The organism is Brevibacterium sp. CT2-23B (assembly GCF_013168765.1).
In the GTDB taxonomy this organism is placed as follows: Bacteria; Actinomycetota; Actinomycetes; order Actinomycetales; family Brevibacteriaceae; genus Brevibacterium; species Brevibacterium sediminis.
The window spans coordinates 35,082-56,916 of sequence record NZ_JABBYK010000006.1 but is presented as its reverse complement, the minus strand read 5'-3'; the positions used below and the strand labels follow the sequence as shown (position 1 = coordinate 56,916).

Genomic DNA, 21,835 nt, shown 5'->3' with positions numbered 1-21,835 from the left:
TACGTGCCTGACGTCAATTTCTTTGATGAACTGCGCATCGGTCTTGCCACCACGGAGAACATCCGCGGCTGGTCACACGGTGAGGTGAAAAAGCCTGAGACCATCAACTACCGCACCCTGAAGCCGGAGAAGGACGGACTCTTCTGCGAGAAGATCTTCGGCCCCACCCGTGACTGGGAGTGCGCCTGCGGAAAGTACAAGCGAGTCCGTTTCAAGGGCATCATCTGCGAACGCTGCGGCGTCGAGGTGACCCGTGCCAAGGTGCGTCGTGAGCGGATGGGCCACCTCGAGCTCGCCGCTCCCGTCACCCACATCTGGTACTTCAAGGGCGTGCCCTCGCGTCTGGGCTACCTGCTGGACCTGGCTCCGAAGGACCTCGAGAAGGTCATCTACTTCGCGGCCTACATGATCACCTCGGTCGACGAGGATTCCCGTCACCGTGATCTGCCCAGCCTGCAGAACAAGATCGACGTCGAGAAGCAGCAGATCGGCACCCGCCGTGACGCCGACATCGACCGTCGTGCCAAGAAGCTCGAAGAGGATCTCGCCGCGCTCGAGGCCGAAGGCGGAACCGCCCAGGCCAAGAAGAAGCTGCGCGACACCGCCGAGAAGGAAATGGACAAGCTGCGCAAGAACGCCGACCGCGAGGTCGACCGTATCGAGCAGGTGTGGGACCGGTTCAAGAACCTCAAGGTCAACGACCTCGAAGGTGACGAGAGCCTGTACCGCGAGATGTTCCACCGCTTCGGTCTGTACTTCACCGGCGCCATGGGTGCCGAAGCCATCCAGAAGCGCCTCATCGACTTCGATCTCGAAGGCGAAGCCGAGAAGCTGCGTGAGCTCATCGCCACCGGCAAGGGACAGCGCAAGACCCGTGCGCTCAAGCGCCTCAAGGTCGTCAACGCGTTCCTGACCACCGACAACAACCCCGAGGGCATGGTCCTCGACGTCGTTCCGGTGATCCCGCCGGAGCTGCGCCCGATGGTGCAGCTCGATGGTGGACGCTTCGCGACCTCGGACCTCAATGACCTCTACCGTCGCGTCATCAACCGCAACAACCGCCTCAAGCGTCTGCTCGACCTCGGTGCTCCCGAGATCATCGTCAACAACGAGAAGCGGATGCTGCAGGAGGCCGTGGACTCGCTGTTCGACAACGGACGTCGCGGACGTCCGGTGACCGGACCGGGCAACCGCCCGCTCAAGTCGCTGTCGGACATGCTCAAGGGCAAGCAGGGACGCTTCCGTCAGAACCTGCTCGGTAAGCGTGTGGACTACTCGGGCCGTTCGGTCATCGTCGTCGGTCCGCAGCTGCACCTGCACCAGTGCGGTCTGCCGAAGACCATGGCTCTCGAGCTGTTCAAGCCCTTCGTGATGAAGCGCCTGGTCGATCTCAACCACGCTCAGAACATCAAGTCGGCCAAGCGCATGGTGGAGCGCCAGCATCCGCAGGTGTGGGACGTCCTCGAAGAGGTCATCACCGAACACCCCGTGCTGCTCAACCGTGCACCGACCCTGCACCGTCTGGGCATCCAGGCGTTCGAGCCGCAGCTCATCGAGGGTAAGGCCATCCAGCTGCACCCGCTCGTCTGCTCGGCGTTCAACGCTGACTTCGACGGTGACCAGATGGCTGTGCACCTGCCGCTGAGCCCCGAGGCGCAGGCCGAGGCCCGCATCCTCATGCTCTCGGCCAACAACATCCTCAAGCCCTCGGACGGCAAGCCCGTGACCATGCCTTCGCAGGATATGATCATCGGTCTGTTCCACCTCACCTCCGAGCGCAAGGGACTGGCCGGCGAGGGCCGTGCGTTCTCCGGCATGGGCGAAGCCATCATGGCCTTCGACCGCGGAGAGCTCGACCTCGGTTCGCCGATCACCATCCGCCTGGAAGACGTCGTTCCCAACGCGGACATGGAGCTTCCCGAGGGCTGGGAGGCCGGCGACCCGCTGGACGTGGCGACCACCCTGGGCCGCGCGACGTTCAACGAGTACCTGCCTGCCGACTACGCGTTCGTGAACTCCACGATCGACAAGAAGGCTCTGAGCCGGATCGTCAACCACCTCGCCGAGGAGTATCCGAAGGTCGAGGTCGCCCACACGCTGGACAACTTCAAGGCCGGCGGCTTCCACTGGGCCACCCGCTCGGGCATCACCATCGCGATGTCGGACGTCGTCTCACCCGAGGCGAAGACCGAGATCATCAACGATGCCGAGGTCATCGACACGAAGGTCCAGCAGCAGTACGAACTCGGTGCACTCACCGACGACGAGCGCCGCAACGAGCTCGTCAAGCTGTGGACGGAGACGACCGAGAAGGTCGACCAGATCATGCGCACGAACTTCCCTGAGGAGAACTCGGTGCTGCGTCTGGTCGAGTCCGGTGCTTCCGGTAACTGGATGCAGGTGCGTCAGCTGGCCGGTATGCGCGGACTGGTGACGAACCCGCAGGGTGAGATCATCCCGCGACCGATCGTCTCGAACTACCGTGAGGGACTCGCAGTGCTCGAGTACTTCATCGCCTCGCACGGTGCTCGTAAGGGTCTGGCCGATACCGCTCTGCGTACCGCTGACTCCGGTTACCTGACCCGTCGTCTCGTCGACGTCTCGCAGGATGTCATCATCCGCGCGGCAGAGGCCGAGTCGAACAAGGGCATCACCCTGCCGATCGCCGAACGCGATCACGAGGGCAATCTGGTTCCGCACGAGTACGCCGAGACCAGCGTCTACGGTCGTCTCACCGTCTCCGATGTCACCGACGCCGAGGGCAATGTGCTCCTTCCGGCCAAGTCCGATGTCACCGGTGCAGTGGTGGACATGCTCGTGGCCAACGGCATCGAGGAGCTCAAGGTCCACTCCGTGCTGACTGCCGATTCCGATGCGCAGATCTCCGCCGAGCACTACGGTCGCTCGATGGCGACCGGCCAGCTCGTCGACATCGGCGAGGCCATCGGCACCGTCGCAGCACAGTCGATCGGTGAGCCCGGTACCCAGCTGACGATGCGTACGTTCCACACCGGTGGTGCCGCCGCTTCGACAGGTGATATCACGCAGGGTCTGCCGCGTGTGACCGAGCTCTTCGAAGCTCGCACACCGAAGGGCTTCGCCCCCATCGCCGAGGCGACCGGACGGGCGAAGATCGACGACAGCCGCAAGACCCGCTTCGTCATCATCACCCCTGATGACGGCAGCGAAGAGATCGAGCACGCAGTGTCCAAGCGTGCCCGTCTCATGGTCGAGGACGGTCAGCACGTCAAAGCCGGAGAGCAGCTCATCGTCGGTGCCGTCGATCCGAAGCAGGTGCTGCGCATCCGCGGTCGCCGTGAGGCCGAGCGCTTCCTCGTCGAGGAAGTTCAGAAGGTCTACCGTTCGCAGGGCGTGGGCATCCACGACAAGCACATCGAGGTCATCGTGCGGCAGATGCTGCGTCGCGTGACCGTGATCGAGTCGGGCGATACGAACCTGCTGCCCGGTGAGCTCGTCGACCGCGGCCGCTACCAGGCGGAGAACCGTCGTGTGGTCGCCGAAGGCGGCCAGCCGGCATCGGCTCGTGACGAGCTGATGGGCATCACGAAGGCTTCGCTGGCCACCGAGTCGTGGCTGTCGGCCGCGTCCTTCCAGGAGACCACCCGCGTCCTCACCGAGGCGGCCATGGAAGGCAAGTCCGATACGCTCATGGGGCTGAAGGAGAACGTCATCCTCGGTAAGCTCATCCCTGCCGGCACCGGCCTGCAGACCCACCGCAACCTCGTGGTGGAGCCGACCGAAGAGGCCAAGGCCGAGATGTTCACCAACAGCTACGGCGACTTCTACGCAGGCATCGGAGCCGATTCCGGTTCCGCCATCCCGCTGGAAGACTACGACTACGGAGCATTCAGCTGATCAGCTGATCTCCCGGCCGTAAGGCAGACAGGAGGGGCATCCACCATTCGGTGGGTGCCCCTCCCGCCATTCATGTCTGCGGCATCGAGAAACGGGTGGAGTGTCGAAACACGGGCGTGTGCCCGTATCTCGACACTCCACCCGTTTCTCGATGAAGATGTCGCGAGCGTTCAGCCGAAGAGCACCTGCGCCTCTTCCCAGCGATGCAGCGGCACCGATTTGAGACTGTGCACGGCCGAGGACATCTCCACGGAGACGATGTCCGTGCCTTTGAGGCTGGCCATCTTCCCCCAGTGGCCATGCTGGGCGAGATCGACCGCCGCCATGCCCAGCCGCGTGGACAGTACGCGGTCGTACGCAGTGGGGGAGCCGCCTCGCTGCAGGTGTCCCAAGATCGTGGCTCGGGATTCGATGCCGGTGATCTCTTCGATCTTCGGAGCGAGGTAGTTCGCGATCCCGCCGAGGCGGACCCGGCCCTTGTTGTCCACGCCGTGGTCGGCGACCTGGGAATCGAACCCCTCGGGAACGAACCCTTCCGCGACGACGACGATCGGTGCGCGTCCGCGATCTTTGGCCGAGGTCACCCATTCGGCGATCTGGTCGAAGTCGACGGGGAACTCGGGCATGAGGATCGCATGGGCACCCGCAGCCATGCCCGCGTGCAGGGCGATCCAACCGACGTTGCGTCCCATGACCTCGATGACCATGCAGCGGTGGTGCGATTCGGCGGTGGTGCGCAGCCGGTCGATCGCCTCTGTGGCGATGGACTGAGCGGTGTCGAAGCCGAAGGTGTAGTCGGTGTTGCCGAGATCGTTGTCGATGGTCTTAGGCACGCCCACGATGTGCAGACCCTCCTCGTTGACCAGACGCGAGGCCCCTGCGAGTGTGCCTTCGCCGCCGATGGCGATGAGCGAATCGATGCCGTGGGCGGCCATGACCTCGCGCATGCGCTCGGGACCGCCGTCCTCATACGGGTGGGTGCGTGAGGTGCCGAGGATGGTGCCGCCGCGCCCGGAGAGGCCTCGGACATCGAGCATGGTCATATCGAACATGTCGTCGTGGAGCAGGCCACGCCAGCCGTCGCGGATGCCGACGAATGAGGCATTGTGGGTGCGGATTCCCTTGCGGACGATGCCGCGGATGACAGCGTTGAGGCCCGGGCAGTCTCCGCCCGATGTGAGTACGCCGATCTTCATTCCAGTTGACCCTGATCCTTTGCTCGGTAGCCTTTGGCCAGATGGACATCGTGTCCGGCCATGAGTGAGAAGCCCTTGAGGACGACGGTGCCGTTCGATCCGTCGCCCCGCGCGGACTGACGGACCTCATTGCCCGCCATGATGTTGATCGTCTCGTCGCGGATGCGCACACCCGGCGGGACGTAGATGTCGTTGCCGCCCCACATAGAGTAGGAGACCAGTTCGACGGTCACGCCCGGTCCCATGACGGCGCACAGATCGATATTGTCCCCGCCCATGAGCGCATATGTGGTGACCTGTCCGGTGCCGGGTGCCACGTCGATCTCACGACCGGACATGATGGCCACCGAGTTCGTGGGTGGGGCGGAACCAGGATCGACGGCCGGGCTGAGCTCGGCCGGTCCCCGTCGCTGCAGAGCCGACCCCGGGCCCGATTCCTGATCATGACCGGTCTGGCGGGCGAGCCTCTGGTGGAGTCGGTGGCCCTCCGGCAGATCGTCGATCAGCGGCATGAGGTCGTCGAGGAACTTCGCGGAGATGGCATCATCCTGCCGCTGCGCGGTCTCCTCGGGGTCGAGGCGTCCGTTCGTCACCGCCTCCGTGATCACGGAGAGGACCTCGTCCCGGTCCTTGTCGGAGGCACGGATCCGGCGCTTCGGGGCAGGGGAGTCATCTTCGGCCATGGCCACCAGTGTAGCGGGAATCACCCGCACGGACCGGGCCTTCCGCCGAGGCGGTCGGACAGGGCGCTGTGTCGTGTCGTCCCGTCCACAGCCGGGCCACAGCTGCGACCGATGGTGGGCCTAAGCAAGGACGCGAATGTGGTCTCCATGAGATACGAGAGCAGCGCCGGGGACCAGCCCGCAGCGCACCCAGCAGCCCCGTCCCTACGAACGCCCACGACCGTCGACCTCGTCGTCCCGGTCTACAACGAGGAGGCTTCGCTGGCCGTCTCGATCGAGACTCTCCTCGCCGCCGATACCGGTCGCGGAATCGAGGTCACGATCATCATCGCCGACAATGCGAGCACCGATTCGACCCCGAGAATCGCCGCAGCGCTAGCGGCCGAACACCCGAACGTCGAATACGTGCGGCTCGAGCAGAAAGGCCGCGGGCGCGCACTGTCCCGGGTGTGGCAGTCCTCGACGGCGGATATCGTCGCCTATACGGATGTCGATCTCGCCACCGACATCCGAGTCCTCGAGCCGATGGTCGAGGTGATCCGCTCGGGACTGGCCGATGTGGCCATCGCGTCCCGTCTGCAGCCCGGTCTTGCGGTCGAGCGGGGCATCAAACGCGAGATCATCTCCCGCTGCTACAACCGACTGCTCAAGCTCAGCCTCGGTGTCAGGTTCAGCGACGCTCAATGCGGTTTCAAAGCGCTGTCGCAGCGTGCGGCGAGAGACCTGCTCCCGCAGGTTGAGGACAGCGAGTGGTTCTTCGACACGGAACTGCTCGCTCTCGCCGAGTGGGCCGGGTACCGCATCCACGAGTTCGGCACGGACTGGACGGATGACCCCGACTCCTCCGTCGACGTGGTCAGCACGGCGTGGAAGGACATCAAGGGCATCGTCCGGCTGCGCACGGGCGGACGCATCCGGACCAGTCACGAAGTCCCGGCACCGAACACCGGGGCGCAGATCCTCCACTTCATCGACGTGGGGATCATCAGCACCGTGCTCTACGCCGTGCTGTTCCTCGTCGGCATCCAATTCGTCTCGGAACCCACGGCGAACATCATTGCGCTGCTCCTTTCGACGATCGCGAACACCGCCCTCAACCGGGACCACACCTTCGGGGTGAGATCCCCGCACCGCCGACTGACCTCCCAATTGAAGGGTCTGGCGGCCTTCGGCCTGTGCCTGGCCTTCACCTCGGCAGGTCTGGCCGTCGCAGATGGATTCACCGGACCCTGGGCAACTGTCGGCACGCTCGCCGTGCTGACGGCGGCGAACCTCGCCGCCACCGTGGTCCGGTTCGTGCTCATGCGCACATGGGTCTTCGCCCGCGGTTCCCACCAGGGCGTCCACCCCGCCACCACGACTGCTGCAGCCGGAACGGCGCTCCCGAACGACAAGGACAGCGACCATGTCTGAGACCCCCACCCGATATGCCCGCACCCGCGGACTGCGACGGCACTGGTACCCGATCACACTCACCGTGCTCACACTCGGCACGATCGCGGCGTTCCTCGCCAACCTCACGGCCAACGGGTGGGCGAACTCCTTCTATGCGGCGGCTGTGCAGGCCGGATCGGAGAACTGGGAGGCGTTCCTCTTCGGCTCCCTCGACTCGGCGAACGCGATCACCGTCGACAAACCCCCGGCCTCCCTGTGGCTGATGGCCCTGAGCGCCCGGGTCTTCGGCTTCTCTTCGTTCTCGATGCTCCTGCCCCAGGTCCTCCTGGCCGGGGTGAGTGTGCTCCTCATCGTCCATTCGGTGCGGCTGAGCCTGCGGTCCCATGTCGGACCAGGGCTTGAGAAGGCCGCCGCTCTGGGGGCCGGCGTGATCTTCGCCGTCTCCCCGGTCGTGGCGCTGATGTTCCGGTTCAACAACCCGGACGCGCTGCTCGTGACCCTGATGATCGGTGCGGTCGTCGCGACCCAGCACGCCCTGCGCACGCTCACCGAGGCCCACCGGCGACGCCCGTCCCGCCGCATCGCCGGCTGGCTCATCCTCGCCGGAGTCTGCCTCGGCCTGGGGTTCCTGACCAAACAGTTCCAGGTCCTCCTCATCGTCCCCGGCCTCGCTGTGTCCTGGGTGCTCTTCGCCCGCACCTCCTGGCCACGCCGTCTGCTGTGGCTGCTCGTCCCGCTCGCGTCGATGATCCTCAGCGCCGGCTGGTGGATCGCCCTCGTCGAGCTCACCCCTGCAGGCTCCCGACCCTACGTCGGCGGCTCGCAGTCGAACTCCTTCCTCGAGCTCACCTTCGGCTACAACGGCTTCGGACGGCTGACCGGCAACGAGACCGGGTCGGTCGGCGGAGGAGGCGGCGGCCAGGGCGGCGGATGGGGCGAGACGGGCGTCACCCGCCTGTTCACCGGCAGCTTCGGCCAGCAGGTGTCGTGGTTCCTGCCCACCGCACTGTTCCTCCTGATCGTGACGATCGTTCTCCTCATCCTCGCCGAGGCGGCCCGCCGTCGCCGTGTCCCCACCGTCACGGACGGAACCGTTCCGACCGGAACACGTTCGACGGACACCATCCCGGACACCGTCACGGACGGTGAGAAGGACGCCGGCCTCGCGGTGCGCGCGTCCGGCGCAATCGGCGGGGGCAGCCTCGGCGCGGGACTGCTCATGTGGGGTGCATGGCTGATCGTCACGTGGCTCGTGCTGTCGAATATGAACGGGATCGTCCACGAGTACTACACGGTTGCGCTCATTCCCGCGATCGCCGCCGTCATCGGCCTAGGCGTCGCGGTGCTGCTCGCCCGTGACGGATTCCTCCCACGTCTGCTGCTGGCGGTGGCTTGGGCCCTGACCGGAGCGTGGCAGTTCATCATCAGCTCGCAGATGACCGGGGTCCCGGGCGTCCTGCGCTGGTGCGTGCTCATCGTCTCGATCCTCGGCGCTCTGGTCCTCATCGTCACCGCGCACCGGCGGATCGGCACGGCGCTCGCCTCGGTGCTCGTCGCGCTGGCCATCCTCGGCAGCGCTGCGATTCCGGCTCAGCTGGCCGTGCGCACGATCGCCGGGACGACGCAGGGATCGATCGTCACGATCGCCGGCACGAGCTCGGGCATGGGCGGTGGACCCGGCGGTGGCGGAATGCCCGGCGGCGGCGTCAGACCCGGCGGAGGCGCCGGCGGCATGGATGGCACGACCGGTGGCACGCCCGGTGGGACACGCAATTCCGAAGCCGGCACGGGCAGCACCGGGGGGATGCCCGGCGGAGGAGGCGGGATGGGCGGTCTGCTGGGCGCCTCCGAACCCTCCGACGAACTCACGCAGCTGCTCGAAGAGGATGCCGCGGACTACACGTGGGCGGCTGCGACGACGGGGGCGAATCAGGCGGCGGGATACCAACTCGCGCTCGAAGAGCCCGTGATGGCGATCGGCGGGTTCAACGGCACCGATCCATCGCCCACCCTCGCCGAGTTCAAACAGCTCGTGGCCGACGGCAAGATCCACTACTACATCGGATCGGGCTCCGGCGGCGGTCAGGGTCCAGGCGGCGGGAACGAGGACTCCGCCTCGTCCCAGATCGCGTCCTGGGTGGAGGCGAACTATGAGGTGACGACCGTCGACTCCGTTTCGCTCTACGATCTCAGTGCGGGTTGAGGGGATAATCGAGCTATGAACCCGACAGCGAATCCGCCGGCGCGCATCCTCATCGTCGACGACGAGGCGAACCTCTCCGAGCTCCTCGTCATGGCCTGCCACGTCAGAGGTTGGGAAGCCGAGGGAGTCGGCACCGGCCGCGAGGCCGTGGCGCTGGCCAGGAGCGAACGCTTCGACGCGATCGTCCTCGACGTCATGCTGCCCGACCTTGACGGGTTCGCCGTGATCGAGAAGATCCGAGCCGAGGGCATCGACACTCCGGTGGTCTTCCTCTCTGCCAGAGACGAGGTCGATGACCGGCTGACGGGTCTGCGGCTGGGCGGGGACGACTACGTGACGAAGCCGTTCAACCTCGATGAGGTCATCGCCCGGATCGAGGTGCGCCTGCGCCGGGGGGCCTCGAACGGTCCGGTCGATGAGGATGATGTGCTGCGCGTGGGTGACCTCGAACTCGACGAACGCTCCCACGAGGTCACCCGCGCCGGTCATCCGATCGAGCTGACGGCTCGCGAATACGAGGTGCTGCTGCTGTTCATGCGCAATCCGCGGGTGGTGCTGTCGAAGGCCCAGATCCTCGACCGCGTGTGGGACTACGACTTCGGCGGCAACGGCAACATCGTCGAACTCTACGTCTCCTATCTGCGGAAGAAGATCGACGCGCCGTTCCCGGACCTGCCGAACCTGTTCCACACGAAGCGCGGGGCCGGCTACATCATGCGGGCGGAACAGTGACTCTGCGTCGCTGGCGGCTGCAGACGAGGCTCATCGTCCTCGCCGGTCTCGTCCTCCTCCTCGTCGGCGCCGGAATCGGCACCGCCTCCTGGCTGAGCGTGCGCGGATCTCTGATGACCGACCTCGACGCCCAGCTGACGTCGATGACCTCGCATGCACGCTCGGGTGACGGCCCCGGTGCGGGCCCCGGGACGAGCGGCAATCCGGGCACCTCCGGTGGGGGCGACAACTCGGTGGCGGCGGTCGATTCGGCTCTGCGCTATCTCTTCCAGCCGGGGGTCGGCGACGGAGCTCTCGTCGTCGTCGATTCCGGCGACGGGGGAGAGGGGCTCATCGCCGAGGCGGGGCTGACCCGTCCGCGCTCTTTGTCCGCCGAAGCGATCGATGCCCTGCTCGACGTCGATGCTCACGGCGGCGAATCCGCCCATGAGTCCGTGCGGGTGCCCGGGTTCGGCGCCTACCGGGTCGTGGCCTTCGATGACGGCGCAACCACCACCGTCTACGGTGTCCCGCAGGGCAGCGTGGACTCCGCGCTCGAACGCACCGCCTGGACGACCGCGTTCGTCGTCCTCATCGGCGTCATCGCCACGGCTGCGCTCATGGCGGTGATCATCCACCGCCAGCTGCGGGACCTGCGCGACGTCGCCCGCACTGCCAGGGAGGTCGCCGACCTGGAGCTGAGCGCCGGCAAACCCGAGCTCGCGCTGCGGGTTCCCGCCGAGCTGGCGGTGCCGGGCACGGAGGTCGGCGATGTGGGAGCCTCGGTCAATCGGATGCTCGACCACGTCGGCTCCGCCCTCGAAGAGCGCTACCGCGGCACGGAGCAGATGCGCCGCTTCGTCGCCGACGCCTCCCATGAGCTGCGCACTCCGATCGCGACGATCCGCGGCTGGGCCGACCTCACCCGCCCGTACCGTGATGATCTGCCCGCCGAGGTGGCCACCTCCTTGGGCAAGATCGATTCAGGAGCGATGCGGATGTCCTCCCTCGTCGATGATCTCCTCCTCCTCGCCCGACTCGAAGCCGGCCGCCAGCCGACGAGGGAGGACACCGTCGACGTCTCCTCCCTGCTCGTCGAACTCGTCGAGGACGCCCATGTGGTCAATCCCGACCATTCGATCTCCCTCGATGTTCCCCCGGAGGCCCTCGAGGTGCGCGGAGCAGCCGATCAGGTCCGTCGGGTCGTGTCGATCGTGCTCACCAACGCCTGTGTGCACACGCCCCCGGGCACCAGCGTGCACGTCGAGGCACTGGCGGCCCGGAAGCCGGTCTCCGGGCAGCTGCCCAGCGATGTCGTGGCGATCCGCATCAGCGACGACGGTGGGGGCATTCCGCCCGAGATCCGGGACCGGGTCTTCGACCGCTTCGTGCGTGGAGACCCCTCGCGGGCACGGCAGGACGGAGCCAAGGGAGGTTCCTCGGGGCTGGGACTGTCGATCGCCGCCGGACTCGTCGAACTCATGCGCGGCGGCATCTCGATGTCGACCACGGACGCTGGTACGAGCTTCGAGCTGCGCCTGCCTGCCGCCTGAGGCGAGTCGCACAGGTTGGCCACAGGCACGACTGGGAGGGGCTACAGCGAGTCGGCGGAGAGTGGAATCACCGACAACCAGAGGAGATTCCATGACCGAGAACCAGAACCCCGATCCGGACCGTAACCACGCGGAGAACACAGCGTCGGGCCCGAACGCCGCAGACAGCACCCGCAGGGTCGAAGCTCAGGAGGGCACGGCAGGACCTCATGCCGGACCCAACTGGGCGATGCAATCGGATCCGGGAGTCCAGGGCAGGGCGAACGAATGGGGCGAGCAGACGACCCGCTCGGCACCCGATCCGCGGGCCGGAAGCCCGGAGGGACAGCGGCCGTGGGTGAACCCCTATGACCGGTCCGCTCCGATCGCCCAGTCCGGCGGTTCCGAGGGACCACGTAAGCAGAAGCGACGCGTCCCGCTCATCCCCGCAGTGCTCGCCGGATCGGCTCTCTTCGTCGTCGGCGGTCTCGCCGGAGGAGCGATCGGTGCATCGGCGGCTATGGCGACGAACGATTCGGGGACGAGTCAGGGGCCGGGAGGCCAGAACGGACCCGGTGGAATGGGCGGCCAACAGGGCGGTGCTCAGGATGGCGGCGGACAGTCGAATGGCGGCGGAATGCCCGGAGGACAATCGAACGGCGGAGGCATGCCCGGCGGACAGGCCAACGGAATGCAGGGTAATCAGAGCGGCAGCGCCGACTCCGGGAGCTCCTCTGACGGATCCAGCTCTGACGGATCCAGCTCGGACGGCAGCGCCTCTGACTCCGACGGATCGGACGCAAGCGCTGGCACCACGTCGGCGGACACCGACGAGACGACGATCGAGAACGCAGCCGTCACGCACTTCGACCGGATCTTCACCGGATTCGCCGTCCTCAACCGGGAGGAGTGAACGCTGTCTGATATCGGCGCAGCAAAGACGATGCCCCCACCGATCGGTGGGGGCATCGTCATGCTGACGCGTCGGTCACCTCGGTGACCGTCGCCGGATCAGCGCTTGAGGTCGAAGCGGTCGGCTTCGACGAGCTTCGTCCAGGCCTTGACGAAGTCGGCGACGAACTTCTCGTTCGCGTCATCCGAGCCGTAGACCTCGGCGATCGCACGCAGTTCGGAGTTCGCTCCGAACAGGAGGTCGATCCGGCTGCCGGTCCACAGCTTCTCGCCCTCGGGGGAGAAGCACTCGTAGACATTGGCCGTCTCTGACGGTCCGACGGGCTTCCAGACGTTGCCGAGGTCGAGCAGATTGACGAAGAAGTCGTTCGTCAGCTCGCCGGGGCGATCGGTGAAGACACCGAGCTCGGAATCTTCGTAGTTCGCACCGAGGACGCGGAGCCCGCCGATGAGGACCGTGAGCTCCGGCGGGGTGAGACCCAGCAGGCTGGCCTTGTCGAGCAGGAGGTACTCGGCCTTGAGCGGAAGTCCCTCGGTGAGGTAGTTGCGGAAACCGTCGTGGGTCGGCTCGAGGTAGCCGAACGAGTCGACATCGGTCTGCTCCTGGGTGGCGTCGCCGCGTCCGGTGGAGACCGGAACCGTGATCGAGTGACCGGCCGCCGCGGCAGCGGTCTCGATGCCGACAGCACCGGCGATCGCCAGCACATCGGCAAACGATGCGCCGGTGGACTCGGCGATGCCCTCGAGCACGGGAAGCACCTCGGCGAGCTTGGCAGGCTCATTGGCCTCCCAGCTGCGCTGCGGTTCGAGACGGAGACGACCTCCGTTGACGCCGCCGCGCATGTCCGAGACGCGGTGCGACGAGGCCGCGGCCCATGTCGTCGACACGAGCTGCGAGACGGTCAACCCGGACTCGCGGACGGCGGACTTGACGGCTTCGAGGCCGGCGTCATCGAGCGGGGTGCCGGCCGGAACCGGGTCCTGCCAGATGAGCTCTTCGCTCGGAGCTTCGGGGCCGAGGTAACGGGTCGCCGGGCCCATATCGCGGTGGGTGAGCTTGAACCAGGCGCGAGCGAAAGCATCTTCGAACGCTTTCTGGTCGTCCTTGAAGCGGCGCGAGATCTTCTCGTACGCCGGGTCGAAGCGCAGCGACAGGTCGGTCGTGAGCATACGGGGCTCGCGACGTCCATCGCCCTGGGCCATGGGGACCATATCGTCCCCGCCGCCGTCTTTGGGACGCCACTGCAGGTGTCCGCCTTCGTTCTCGAAGACCTCCCACTCGTAGGCGAAGAGAATGTGGAAGAACTCGTTGTCCCAGCGGGTCGGGTGGTAGGTCCACGTGACCTCGATGCCCGAGCCGATGGAGTCGTTGCCCTGCCCCGTGCCGAAATCGGACTTCCAGCCCAGGCCCTGCTCTTCGAGCGGAGCGGCTTCCGGGTCGGCTCCCTTGTGCGATTCGGGACCGGCACCGTGCGTCTTGCCGAAGGTGTGTCCGCCGGCGATGAGGGCGACGGTCTCCTCGTCGTTCATGGCCATGCGTCCGAAGGTCTCGCGGATGTCGATCGCGGCCTTGACCGGATCGGGTTCGCCCTCGGGGCCCTCGGGGTTGACGTAGATGAGGCCCATGGTCGTCGCCGCCAGGGGCTTCTGCAGCTCACGGTTGCCCACGTAGCGCTTGTCGGTGCCCAGCCATTCGGTCTCGGAGCCCCAGTACACATCATTGTCGGGTTCCCAGACGTCCTTGCGTCCGCCGGCGAAGCCGAAGGTCTTGAAGCCCATCGACTCGAGCGCGACGTTGCCGGCGAGGATGAAGAGGTCGGCCCAGGAGATCTTCTTGCCGTACTTCTTCTTCACCGGCCACAGCAGACGGCGAGCCTTGTCGAGCGAGACATTGTCGGGCCAGGAGTTCAGAGGTGCGAAGCGCTGCTGACCCTCGCCGCCGCCTCCGCGGCCGTCCTGCACGCGGTAGGTGCCGGCCGAGTGCCAGGCCATGCGGATCATGAACGGACCGTAGTGTCCGAAATCAGCGGACCACCAGTCCTGGTTGTCCTTCTGCAGGGCTTCGATGTCGGCCTTGAGCTGGAAGTAGTCGAGGCTGTTGAACTCCGCGTCGTAGTCGAAGTCAGGGTCCATGGGGTCGCGTGCCGGCTGACCCTTGGCGAGGATCTTGAGGTTGAGGCGGTTCGGCCACCACTGAGCGTTGGCATCACCCTGGACGGGGTTGACCAGCTGGTCGGAATCCGGCGCCGCGGCCGGCTCCGTGGAAGTGTGGGCGACCGGGCAGCCGCCGGTGGTCGTCTGGGTCATCGTGTTCCTTTCACAGTCGAGTCGCGTTCGACGACTCGGATGACGGGATGGGCAACCCTCGCAGAAAGGGCATAGTCGTGTCCTCGAAAGAGGACGGGTGGTGGTGAACGGAAGCCGGGGTCACACGGCCGAGAACTGATCGTCGCCGGTCAGTTGAGCACCGGCGGCCGTGCAGTCGGGGCACAGGCCCCAGAATGTCACTTCGGCCTGATCGATGACGAAGCCGGCATCGTGGGACGGCGTCAGGCACGGAGCCTGACCGATCGTGCAGTCGACATCGACGATGAGACTGCATGACCGGCACACCAGATGATGGTGATTGTCCCCGATCCGGCGCTCGTACCGAGCCACCGAGCCCGAAGGCTTGATGCAGCGGAGGAGCCCTACCTCGGTGAGAGTGTGGAGCGAGTCATAGACAGCCTGGTGGGAGACCGCCGGCAGCGATTCCCGCACCGAGCGGATCACGGTCTCGGTATCCGCATGCGGGTGATCCCGCACGGCATCGAGGACTGCGACCCGCTGTTTCGTCACACGCAGCGATGTCTGCCGCAGAGCTGCGGCGGCGTCTTCGTCGTGTTCATGCTTCGTCCCGTTCACAGCACCAGAATGCCTGCTTCTCTTGAACGAGTCAAGGAAAGTGATGACAGGTTCTCGCCGAGGCGGCCGTCGGGTCGCGCTGCGGGTGCCGGTGTCCGGGTGGTGCGGTTCGACGGCAGTTGAGGAACATGACGTGGTTCTGAGTCGTCCGAGGTGAGAGGCGTGATCCTCGGGGTGAACCATCTGGAGCGTGATTTCCGCGGCAGGGCGGGGTAGGATGCATGATTGCCATTTTGACCAGACGTGCTCGAGAGAGATATTCTGGTAGGCGACTGATTGTGTTATCTGCGTCGTCGATCGATCCTGCCGGGTGTTCTGTGAGGCCCGGAATCCTTGAGAGAAGTCGTCGTTGCAGGCCGCCGAGAAGTCGTCGCTGCGCTTCCGTGTCCTTGCGACACACCCGGGCGCAGGGGTCGATGACTCGCGTGGTTACTGGCATCGGGAGCCAAGCTTCACCCGGTGTCCGGTCGGATATGTCCCACGGTTCACAGAGACGACTGCGGTCGTGGCCGGAATTGGGAATTAGGTCTATCGAGAAGCAAATGGAGAACGCTTAGTGCCGACTATCCAACAGCTCGTCCGCAAGGGACGGCATGTCAATACAGCAGGATCGGACGCTCCTGCCCTCAAGGGCAGCCCGCAGCGTCGTGGAGTGTGCACCCGTGTGTACACCACTACCCCCAAGAAGCCGAACTCGGCTCTTCGCAAGGTCGCTCGTGTCAAGCTTTCGAGCCAGATCGAAGTGACCGCATACATCCCGGGCGAGGGACACAACCTGCAGGAGCACTCGATCGTGCTCGTGCGCGGTGGCCGCGTCAAGGATCTGCCCGGTGTTCGCTACCGGATCGTCCGCGGTTCGCTCGACACCCAGGGTGTCAAGGGTCGCCAGCAGGCCCGCAGCAAGTACGGTGCGAAGAGGGAGAAGAAGTAATGCCACGTAAAGGTCCTGCACCCAAGCGACCGATCGTCGTTGACCCGGTCTTCAGCTCACCGCTCGTCACGCAGCTGATCAACAAGATCCTGCTCGACGGCAAGCGCTCGACCGCAGAGCGGATCGTCTACGGTGCCCTCGAAGGCACCCGCGAGAAGAACGGCAACGACCCCGTTGTCAACCTGAAGAAGGCTCTCGACAACATCCGTCCGTCCCTCGAGGTCCGCTCCCGCCGTGTCGGCGGCGCGACCTACCAGGTGCCGATTGATGTTCGTCCGGCTCGTTCGACCACCCTGGCTCTGCGGTGGCTCGTGGGATACTCCCGCCAGCGCCGTGAGAAGACCATGACCGAACGACTCATGAATGAGATCCTGGACGCCGGCAACGGCCTCGGCGCAGCAGTCAAGCGCCGCGAGGACACTCACAAGATGGCCGAGTCCAACAAGGCCTTCGCCCACTACCGCTGGTAATCGCCTGCGCTGTGCGCCGGTCGGCGGACCTCGTCCGCGAGTTCTGTCGTCCGGCAGCGCAGGGGAGTCGAGCAAATCATCGATTGAGAGAGAGACACCGTGGCACTTGACGTGCTCAGCGACCTGAACAAGGTCCGTAATATCGGCATCATGGCCCACATCGATGCCGGTAAGACAACTACGACCGAACGCATCCTCTTCTACACCGGCGTGAACTACAAGATGGGCGAGACCCACGACGGCGCCGGCACCATGGACTGGATGGACCAGGAGAAGGAACGCGGAATCACGATCACGTCGGCCGCGACGACCTGCTACTGGCACGATAATCAGATCAACATCATCGACACCCCCGGTCACGTTGACTTCACGGTCGAGGTCGAGCGTTCGCTGCGCGTCCTCGACGGCGCTGTCGCTGTGTTCGACGGCAAGGAGGGCGTTGAGCCCCAGTCCGAGACCGTGTGGCGTCAGGCCGACAAGTACGACGTTCCGCGCGTCTGCTTCGTCAACAAGATGGACAAGCTCGGTGCTGACTTCTACTTCACCGTCGACACCATCAAGGAACGTCTCGGCGCGAAGCCGCTGGTCATTCAGCTTCCGATCGGTGCCGAAAGCGACTTCGCCGGTATCGTCGACCTGCTTGAGATGAAGGCCTATGTCTGGCCCGATGAGACCAAGATGGGTCAGGACATCACCGAGATCGAGATCCCCGAGGATCTCAAGGACAAGGCTGTTCAGTACCGTGCGCAGCTCGTCGAGGACGTCGCCGAGAGCTCGGAGGAGCTCATGGAGAAGTACCTCGAGGGCGAAGAGCTCACGACGGCTGACGTCAAGGCCGGTATCCGCGAACTCGTCATCAAGTCCGAGGCCTTCCCGGTCATGTGCGGTTCCGCGTACAAGAACAAGGGCGTGCAGCCCATGCTCGACGCGGTCATCGACTACCTCCCGTCGCCGCTCGACGTGCCTCCGATGATCGGACACAACCCGAACAACGACGAAGAGGAACTGACCCGCAAGCCTTCGACGGACGAGCCGTTCTCGGCTCTGGCCTTCAAGGTCGCCTCGCACCCGTTCTTCGGATCGCTGACCTACGTGCGCGTGTACTCCGGTCACGTCAAGTCCGGTGATCAGGTGCTCAACACCTCGTCGGGCAAGAAGGAGCGCATCGGGAAGCTCTTCCAGATGCACTCCAACAAGGAGAACCCTGTCGAAGAGGCATTCGCAGGTCACATCTACGCCTTCATCGGTCTCAAGGAGACCACGACGGGCGATACCCTGAGCGACCCGGCGAACCCGATCGCTCTCGAATCGATGACCTTCCCGGAGCCTGTGATCTCCGTGGCCATCGAGCCGAAGACCAAGGGCGACCAGGAGAAGCTGTCCTCGGCCATCCAGAAGTTCGTCAAGGAAGACCCGACATACCAGGTCGAGCTTGACGACGAGACTGGCCAGACCGTCATCCGCGGAATGGGCGAGCTGCACCTCGACATCCTCGTCGACCGCATGCGTCGCGAGTTCAAGGTCGAGGCGAACGTCGGCAAGCCGCAGGTCGCCTACCGTGAGACCATCCGTCGCACTGTCGAGAAGTACGATTACACCCACAAGAAGCAGACGGGTGGATCGGGACAGTTCGCGAAGGTCCAGGTCACCTTCGAGCCCCTCGAGGTCGAAGGCGATACGATTTACGAGTTCGAGAATGCCATCACGGGCGGACGCGTTCCGCGCGAGTACATTCCGAGCGTCGACGCCGGCATCCAGGACGCCATGCAGTTCGGTGCCCTCGCCGGTTACCCCATGGTGGGAGTCAAGGCCACTCTGGTCGACGGCGCCTACCACGATGTCGACTCTTCGGAGATGGCATTCAAGATCGCCGGCTCGATGGTCTTCAAGGAGGCTGTCCAGCGGGCGAACCCGGTTCTTCTCGAACCGGTCATGGACGTCGAGGTGCGTACCCCTGAGGAATACATGGGTGACGTCATCGGCGACCTGAATTCCCGGCGTGGACAGATTCAGTCGATGGACGATGCTTCCGGTGTGAAGGTCGTCAAGGCTGTGGTCCCGCTCTCGGAGATGTTCGGTTACATCGGTGATCTGCGGTCGAAGACCCAGGGCCGTGCGGTGTACTCGATGACGTTCTCCAGCTATGCGGAGGTCCCGAAGGCTGTTGCCGAGGAGATCATCCAGAAGGTGCGCGGCGGAGAGTAATCTCCGAATTCCGGTCGCCCCGGTGATCAAGAACATGGTCGCCGGAATGAAAGATAACCAACAAAAGGTCTAAGATATGAACCGCATATCTTTTGACAACCACGAGGAGGAACCCAGTGGCAAAGGCTAGTTTCGAACGGACTAAGCCGCACGTCAACATCGGCACCATCGGCCACGTTGACCACGGAAAGACCACCCTGACCGCTGCGATCACCAAGGTCCTGGCGGATCAGTACCCGGATCTCAACGAGGCTCGCGCCTTCGACCAGGTCGACAACGCACCTGAGGAGAAGGAGCGCGGCATCACCATCAACGTCTCGCACGTTGAGTACCAGACGGAGAAGCGTCACTACGCTCACGTCGATGCCCCGGGTCACGCCGACTACGTGAAGAACATGATCACCGGTGCCGCTCAGATGGACGGTGCGATCCTCGTCGTTGCCGCCACCGACGGCCCGATGCCCCAGACCCGTGAGCACGTGCTGCTCGCTCGTCAGGTCGGCGTTCCCTACATCGTCGTGGCTCTGAACAAGTCCGACATGGTCGATGACGAAGAGCTCCTCGAGCTCGTCGAATTCGAGGTTCGCGATCTGCTCTCCAGCCAGGAATTCGACGGAGACAACGCTCCTGTCGTCCCGGTGTCCGCTCTCAAGGCGCTGGAAGGCGACGAGAAGTGGGTCAAGAGCGTTCAGGAACTCATGGAAGCCGTCGACGAGAACGTTCCCGAGCCGGAGCGCGATGTCGACAAGCCGTTCCTCATGCCTGTTGAGGACGTCTTCACGATCACCGGTCGTGGAACCGTCGTCACCGGTCGTGTCGAGCGCGGCGTCCTCCTGCCGAACGACGAAATCGAAATCGTCGGCATCAAGGAGAAGTCGTCCAAGACGACCGTCACCGCCATCGAGATGTTCCGCAAGACCCTGCCGGATGCCCGTGCAGGTGAGAACGTCGGTCTGCTTCTGCGCGGCACCAAGCGCGAAGACGTGGAGCGCGGTCAGGTCATCGTGAAGCCGGGTTCGATCACCCCGCACACCAAGTTCGAAGCTCAGGTCTACATCCTGAGCAAGGACGAGGGCGGACGTCACAACCCGTTCTACTCGAACTACCGTCCGCAGTTCTACTTCCGGACCACGGACGTCACCGGCGTCATCACGCTGCCTGAGGGCACCGAGATGGTCATGCCCGGCGACAACACCGACATGTCGGTCGAGCTCATCCAGCCGATCGCTATGGAGGACGGCCTCCGCTTCGCTATCCGCGAGGGTGGACGCACCGTCGGCGCCGGTCGAGTCACCAAGATCAACGCCTGATCTGACTCACTGAGTACCACCGGCTAGGGCCGCAGTTCTTCGGAACTGCGGCCCTTCCGCATGTTCGGACCGTAACAGCCGAGCACCGGTAGGATGATGCAGTTTGGGGAAGTTCCGCAGCGCCGTCAGAATGGGGTCCGGCATGATTCGGGTTCGCGCCGTTCTTGAGAGTTCCCTCACAGCCACCGTCCCCGGAATTGCGCGGGTGAAGTGCTCTATGACAAGATAGTGAAGTTGCGTTTTGGGCGTTGACCCCTGCACTGCGGTAGTGATACCGCGAACAGCCTGAAACACTATCGGATCGATGAATCTGCATGATGCGGGTTCGGACCGAGCAGCCAATGAGTAGAAGCGCCGTCGGCGCTTGGGGGAGAAGTGAGAATTTCTCCGCCAGGATCAGCCGACACGCCCGACCTCGGGGGTCGGTCATGGTCAGCCGGCACAGACGGCAGAGAGTCTCCGACACTCTGCGAGTTGATGGCCGGAAGCAACTAAAGAAAGAGACGACGCCATGGCGGGACAGAAGATCCGCATTCGGCTCAAGTCGTACGACCACGCTGTGATTGACAGTGCTGCACGCAAGATCGTGGACACCGTCACTCGCGCAGGTGCGACTGTTGTGGGCCCCGTGCCGTTGCCAACGGAGAAGAACGTTTACTGCGTCATCCGTTCGCCGCACAAATACAAGGACAGCCGTGAGCATTTCGAGATGCGCACGCACAAGCGTCTGATCGACATCGTCGACCCGACGCCGAAGGCAGTCGATTCGCTGATGCGTCTCGACCTCGCTGACGACGTCAACATCGAGATCAAGCTCTAAGGGAGGCAGCAATGGCGAACACTCGTTCATCCGCTCTCCCGACCACCCGCAAGGTCAAGGGCCTTCTGGGAACCAAGCTGGGCATGACCCAGGTCTGGGATGAGCAGAACAACCTCGTGCCGGTGACCGTGGTGGCCACCGGTAACAACGTCGTAACCCAGGTCCGCAACGAGGAAACCGATGGTTACCCCGCTGTGCAGATCGCGTTCGGCGAGATCGATCCTCGCAAGGTCAACAAGCCGACTGCAGGCCACTTCGAGAAGGCCGGTGTGACCCCACGCCGTCACCTCGTCGAGCTGCGCACTGCAGATGCTGCTGACTACGCGCTCGGCCAGGAACTCGGCGTCGACACGTTCGAAGCCGGACTCAAGGTTGATGTGACCGCGAAGACCAAGGGCAAGGGAACTGCCGGTGTCATGAAGCGTCACGGCTTCTCCGGTGTCGGTGCCTCCCACGGTCAGCACCGCAACCACCGCAAGCCAGGTTCGATCGGCGGAGCCGCGACACCTGGTCGCGTATTCAAGGGTATGCGCATGGCCGGCCGTATGGGCGCTGTCAAGCACACCACCCAGAACCTCACGATCCACGCCGTGGACAACGAGAACAACTTCCTGCTCATCAAGGGCGCCGTTCCCGGCCCCAAGGGTGGAGTCGTCCTCGTTCGCTCGGCCGCGAAGGAGGCCTGAA

The 21,835-nt window shown here is 64.7% G+C and carries 16 protein-coding genes; 12 read left to right on the top strand and 4 right to left on the bottom strand.

What is annotated here, in order from left to right; translation table 11 throughout:
- The first annotated feature begins 3 nt into the window (after window positions 1–3).
- Window positions 4–3,876: a DNA-directed RNA polymerase subunit beta' gene (locus HIM68_RS15100; protein WP_139907295.1), complete on the top strand. Its 3,873-nt coding sequence runs from the start codon at window positions 4–6 to the stop codon at window positions 3,874–3,876.
- A 170-nt stretch (window positions 3,877–4,046) separates the two neighbouring features.
- Here the strand turns inward: HIM68_RS15100 and HIM68_RS15095 are convergent, their stop codons facing one another.
- Window positions 4,047–5,072, bottom strand: coding sequence for an ATP-dependent 6-phosphofructokinase (locus tag HIM68_RS15095; protein WP_139468563.1), 1,026 nt, complete (start codon window positions 5,070–5,072; stop codon window positions 4,047–4,049).
- Window positions 5,069–5,755 (bottom strand): DUF1707 domain-containing protein, encoded by a 687-nt coding sequence (locus tag HIM68_RS15090; protein WP_139468562.1) that lies wholly within the window; start codon window positions 5,753–5,755, stop codon window positions 5,069–5,071. The genes HIM68_RS15095 and HIM68_RS15090 overlap by 4 nt, the downstream gene beginning before the upstream one ends.
- A gap of 147 nt (window positions 5,756–5,902) precedes the next feature.
- On the opposite strand from HIM68_RS15090, the gene HIM68_RS15085 reads away from it, so the two are divergent.
- From HIM68_RS15085 to HIM68_RS15065, 5 genes are all read left to right on the top strand, one after another.
- Window positions 5,903–7,168 (top strand): glycosyltransferase, encoded by a 1,266-nt coding sequence (locus HIM68_RS15085; RefSeq protein WP_172173618.1) that lies wholly within the window; start codon window positions 5,903–5,905, stop codon window positions 7,166–7,168.
- A complete protein-coding gene (locus HIM68_RS15080) occupies window positions 7,161–9,353 on the top strand; it encodes a glycosyltransferase family 39 protein (protein WP_172173615.1) in 2,193 nt (730 codons plus the stop codon). Before HIM68_RS15085 ends, HIM68_RS15080 begins: the two co-directional genes overlap by 8 nt.
- A gap of 15 nt (window positions 9,354–9,368) precedes the next feature.
- Window positions 9,369–10,085, top strand: coding sequence for a response regulator transcription factor (locus tag HIM68_RS15075; protein ID WP_139468560.1), 717 nt, complete (start codon window positions 9,369–9,371; stop codon window positions 10,083–10,085).
- Window positions 10,082–11,617 carry a HAMP domain-containing sensor histidine kinase gene (locus HIM68_RS15070; RefSeq protein ID WP_172173612.1) on the top strand — a complete coding sequence of 512 codons (1,536 nt, stop codon included), beginning with the start codon at window positions 10,082–10,084 and terminating at the stop codon, window positions 11,615–11,617. Before HIM68_RS15075 ends, HIM68_RS15070 begins: the two co-directional genes overlap by 4 nt.
- A gap of 91 nt (window positions 11,618–11,708) precedes the next feature.
- Window positions 11,709–12,509 (top strand): hypothetical protein, encoded by an 801-nt coding sequence (locus HIM68_RS15065; RefSeq protein WP_172173609.1) that lies wholly within the window; start codon window positions 11,709–11,711, stop codon window positions 12,507–12,509.
- A gap of 98 nt (window positions 12,510–12,607) precedes the next feature.
- On the opposite strand, the gene katG is transcribed toward HIM68_RS15065, so the two are convergent.
- On the bottom strand, window positions 12,608–14,815 hold the full coding sequence (katG, locus tag HIM68_RS15060) for a catalase/peroxidase HPI (protein WP_172173605.1): 2,208 nt from the start codon (window positions 14,813–14,815) through the stop codon (window positions 12,608–12,610).
- Window positions 14,816–14,935: 120 nt separating this feature from the next.
- Entirely contained in the window at window positions 14,936–15,412 is a 477-nt protein-coding gene (locus HIM68_RS15055) for a Fur family transcriptional regulator (RefSeq protein WP_172173602.1), read from the bottom strand.
- A 556-nt stretch (window positions 15,413–15,968) separates the two neighbouring features.
- Between HIM68_RS15055 and rpsL the strand changes: the two genes are divergently transcribed.
- The 6 genes from rpsL to rplC all read left to right on the top strand — a co-directional run bounded on the left by rpsL (window position 15,969) and on the right by rplC (window position 21,834).
- Window positions 15,969–16,343, top strand: coding sequence for a 30S ribosomal protein S12 (rpsL, locus tag HIM68_RS15050; RefSeq protein WP_025777935.1), 375 nt, complete (start codon window positions 15,969–15,971; stop codon window positions 16,341–16,343).
- A complete protein-coding gene (rpsG, locus tag HIM68_RS15045; protein WP_039206341.1) occupies window positions 16,343–16,813 on the top strand; it encodes a 30S ribosomal protein S7 in 471 nt (156 codons plus the stop codon). The genes rpsL and rpsG overlap by 1 nt, the downstream gene beginning before the upstream one ends.
- A 99-nt stretch (window positions 16,814–16,912) precedes the next feature.
- Window positions 16,913–19,018, top strand: a complete 2,106-nt coding sequence (gene fusA, locus HIM68_RS15040; RefSeq protein WP_172173599.1) for an elongation factor G — start codon at window positions 16,913–16,915, stop codon at window positions 19,016–19,018.
- Window positions 19,019–19,134: 116 nt separating this feature from the next.
- Entirely contained in the window at window positions 19,135–20,328 is a 1,194-nt protein-coding gene (gene tuf, locus HIM68_RS15035; RefSeq protein ID WP_139468554.1) for an elongation factor Tu, read from the top strand.
- A gap of 511 nt (window positions 20,329–20,839) precedes the next feature.
- The gene (rpsJ, locus tag HIM68_RS15030; protein WP_009379191.1) at window positions 20,840–21,148 is read left to right on the top strand and encodes a 30S ribosomal protein S10; all 309 of its coding nucleotides are present in this window, start codon (window positions 20,840–20,842) and stop codon (window positions 21,146–21,148) included.
- Between the two features lie 11 nt (window positions 21,149–21,159).
- Complete coding sequence (gene rplC, locus HIM68_RS15025) at window positions 21,160–21,834, top strand: 50S ribosomal protein L3 (RefSeq protein WP_101546942.1); 675 nt, start codon at window positions 21,160–21,162, stop codon at window positions 21,832–21,834.
- Window position 21,835: the final 1 nt, after the last annotated feature.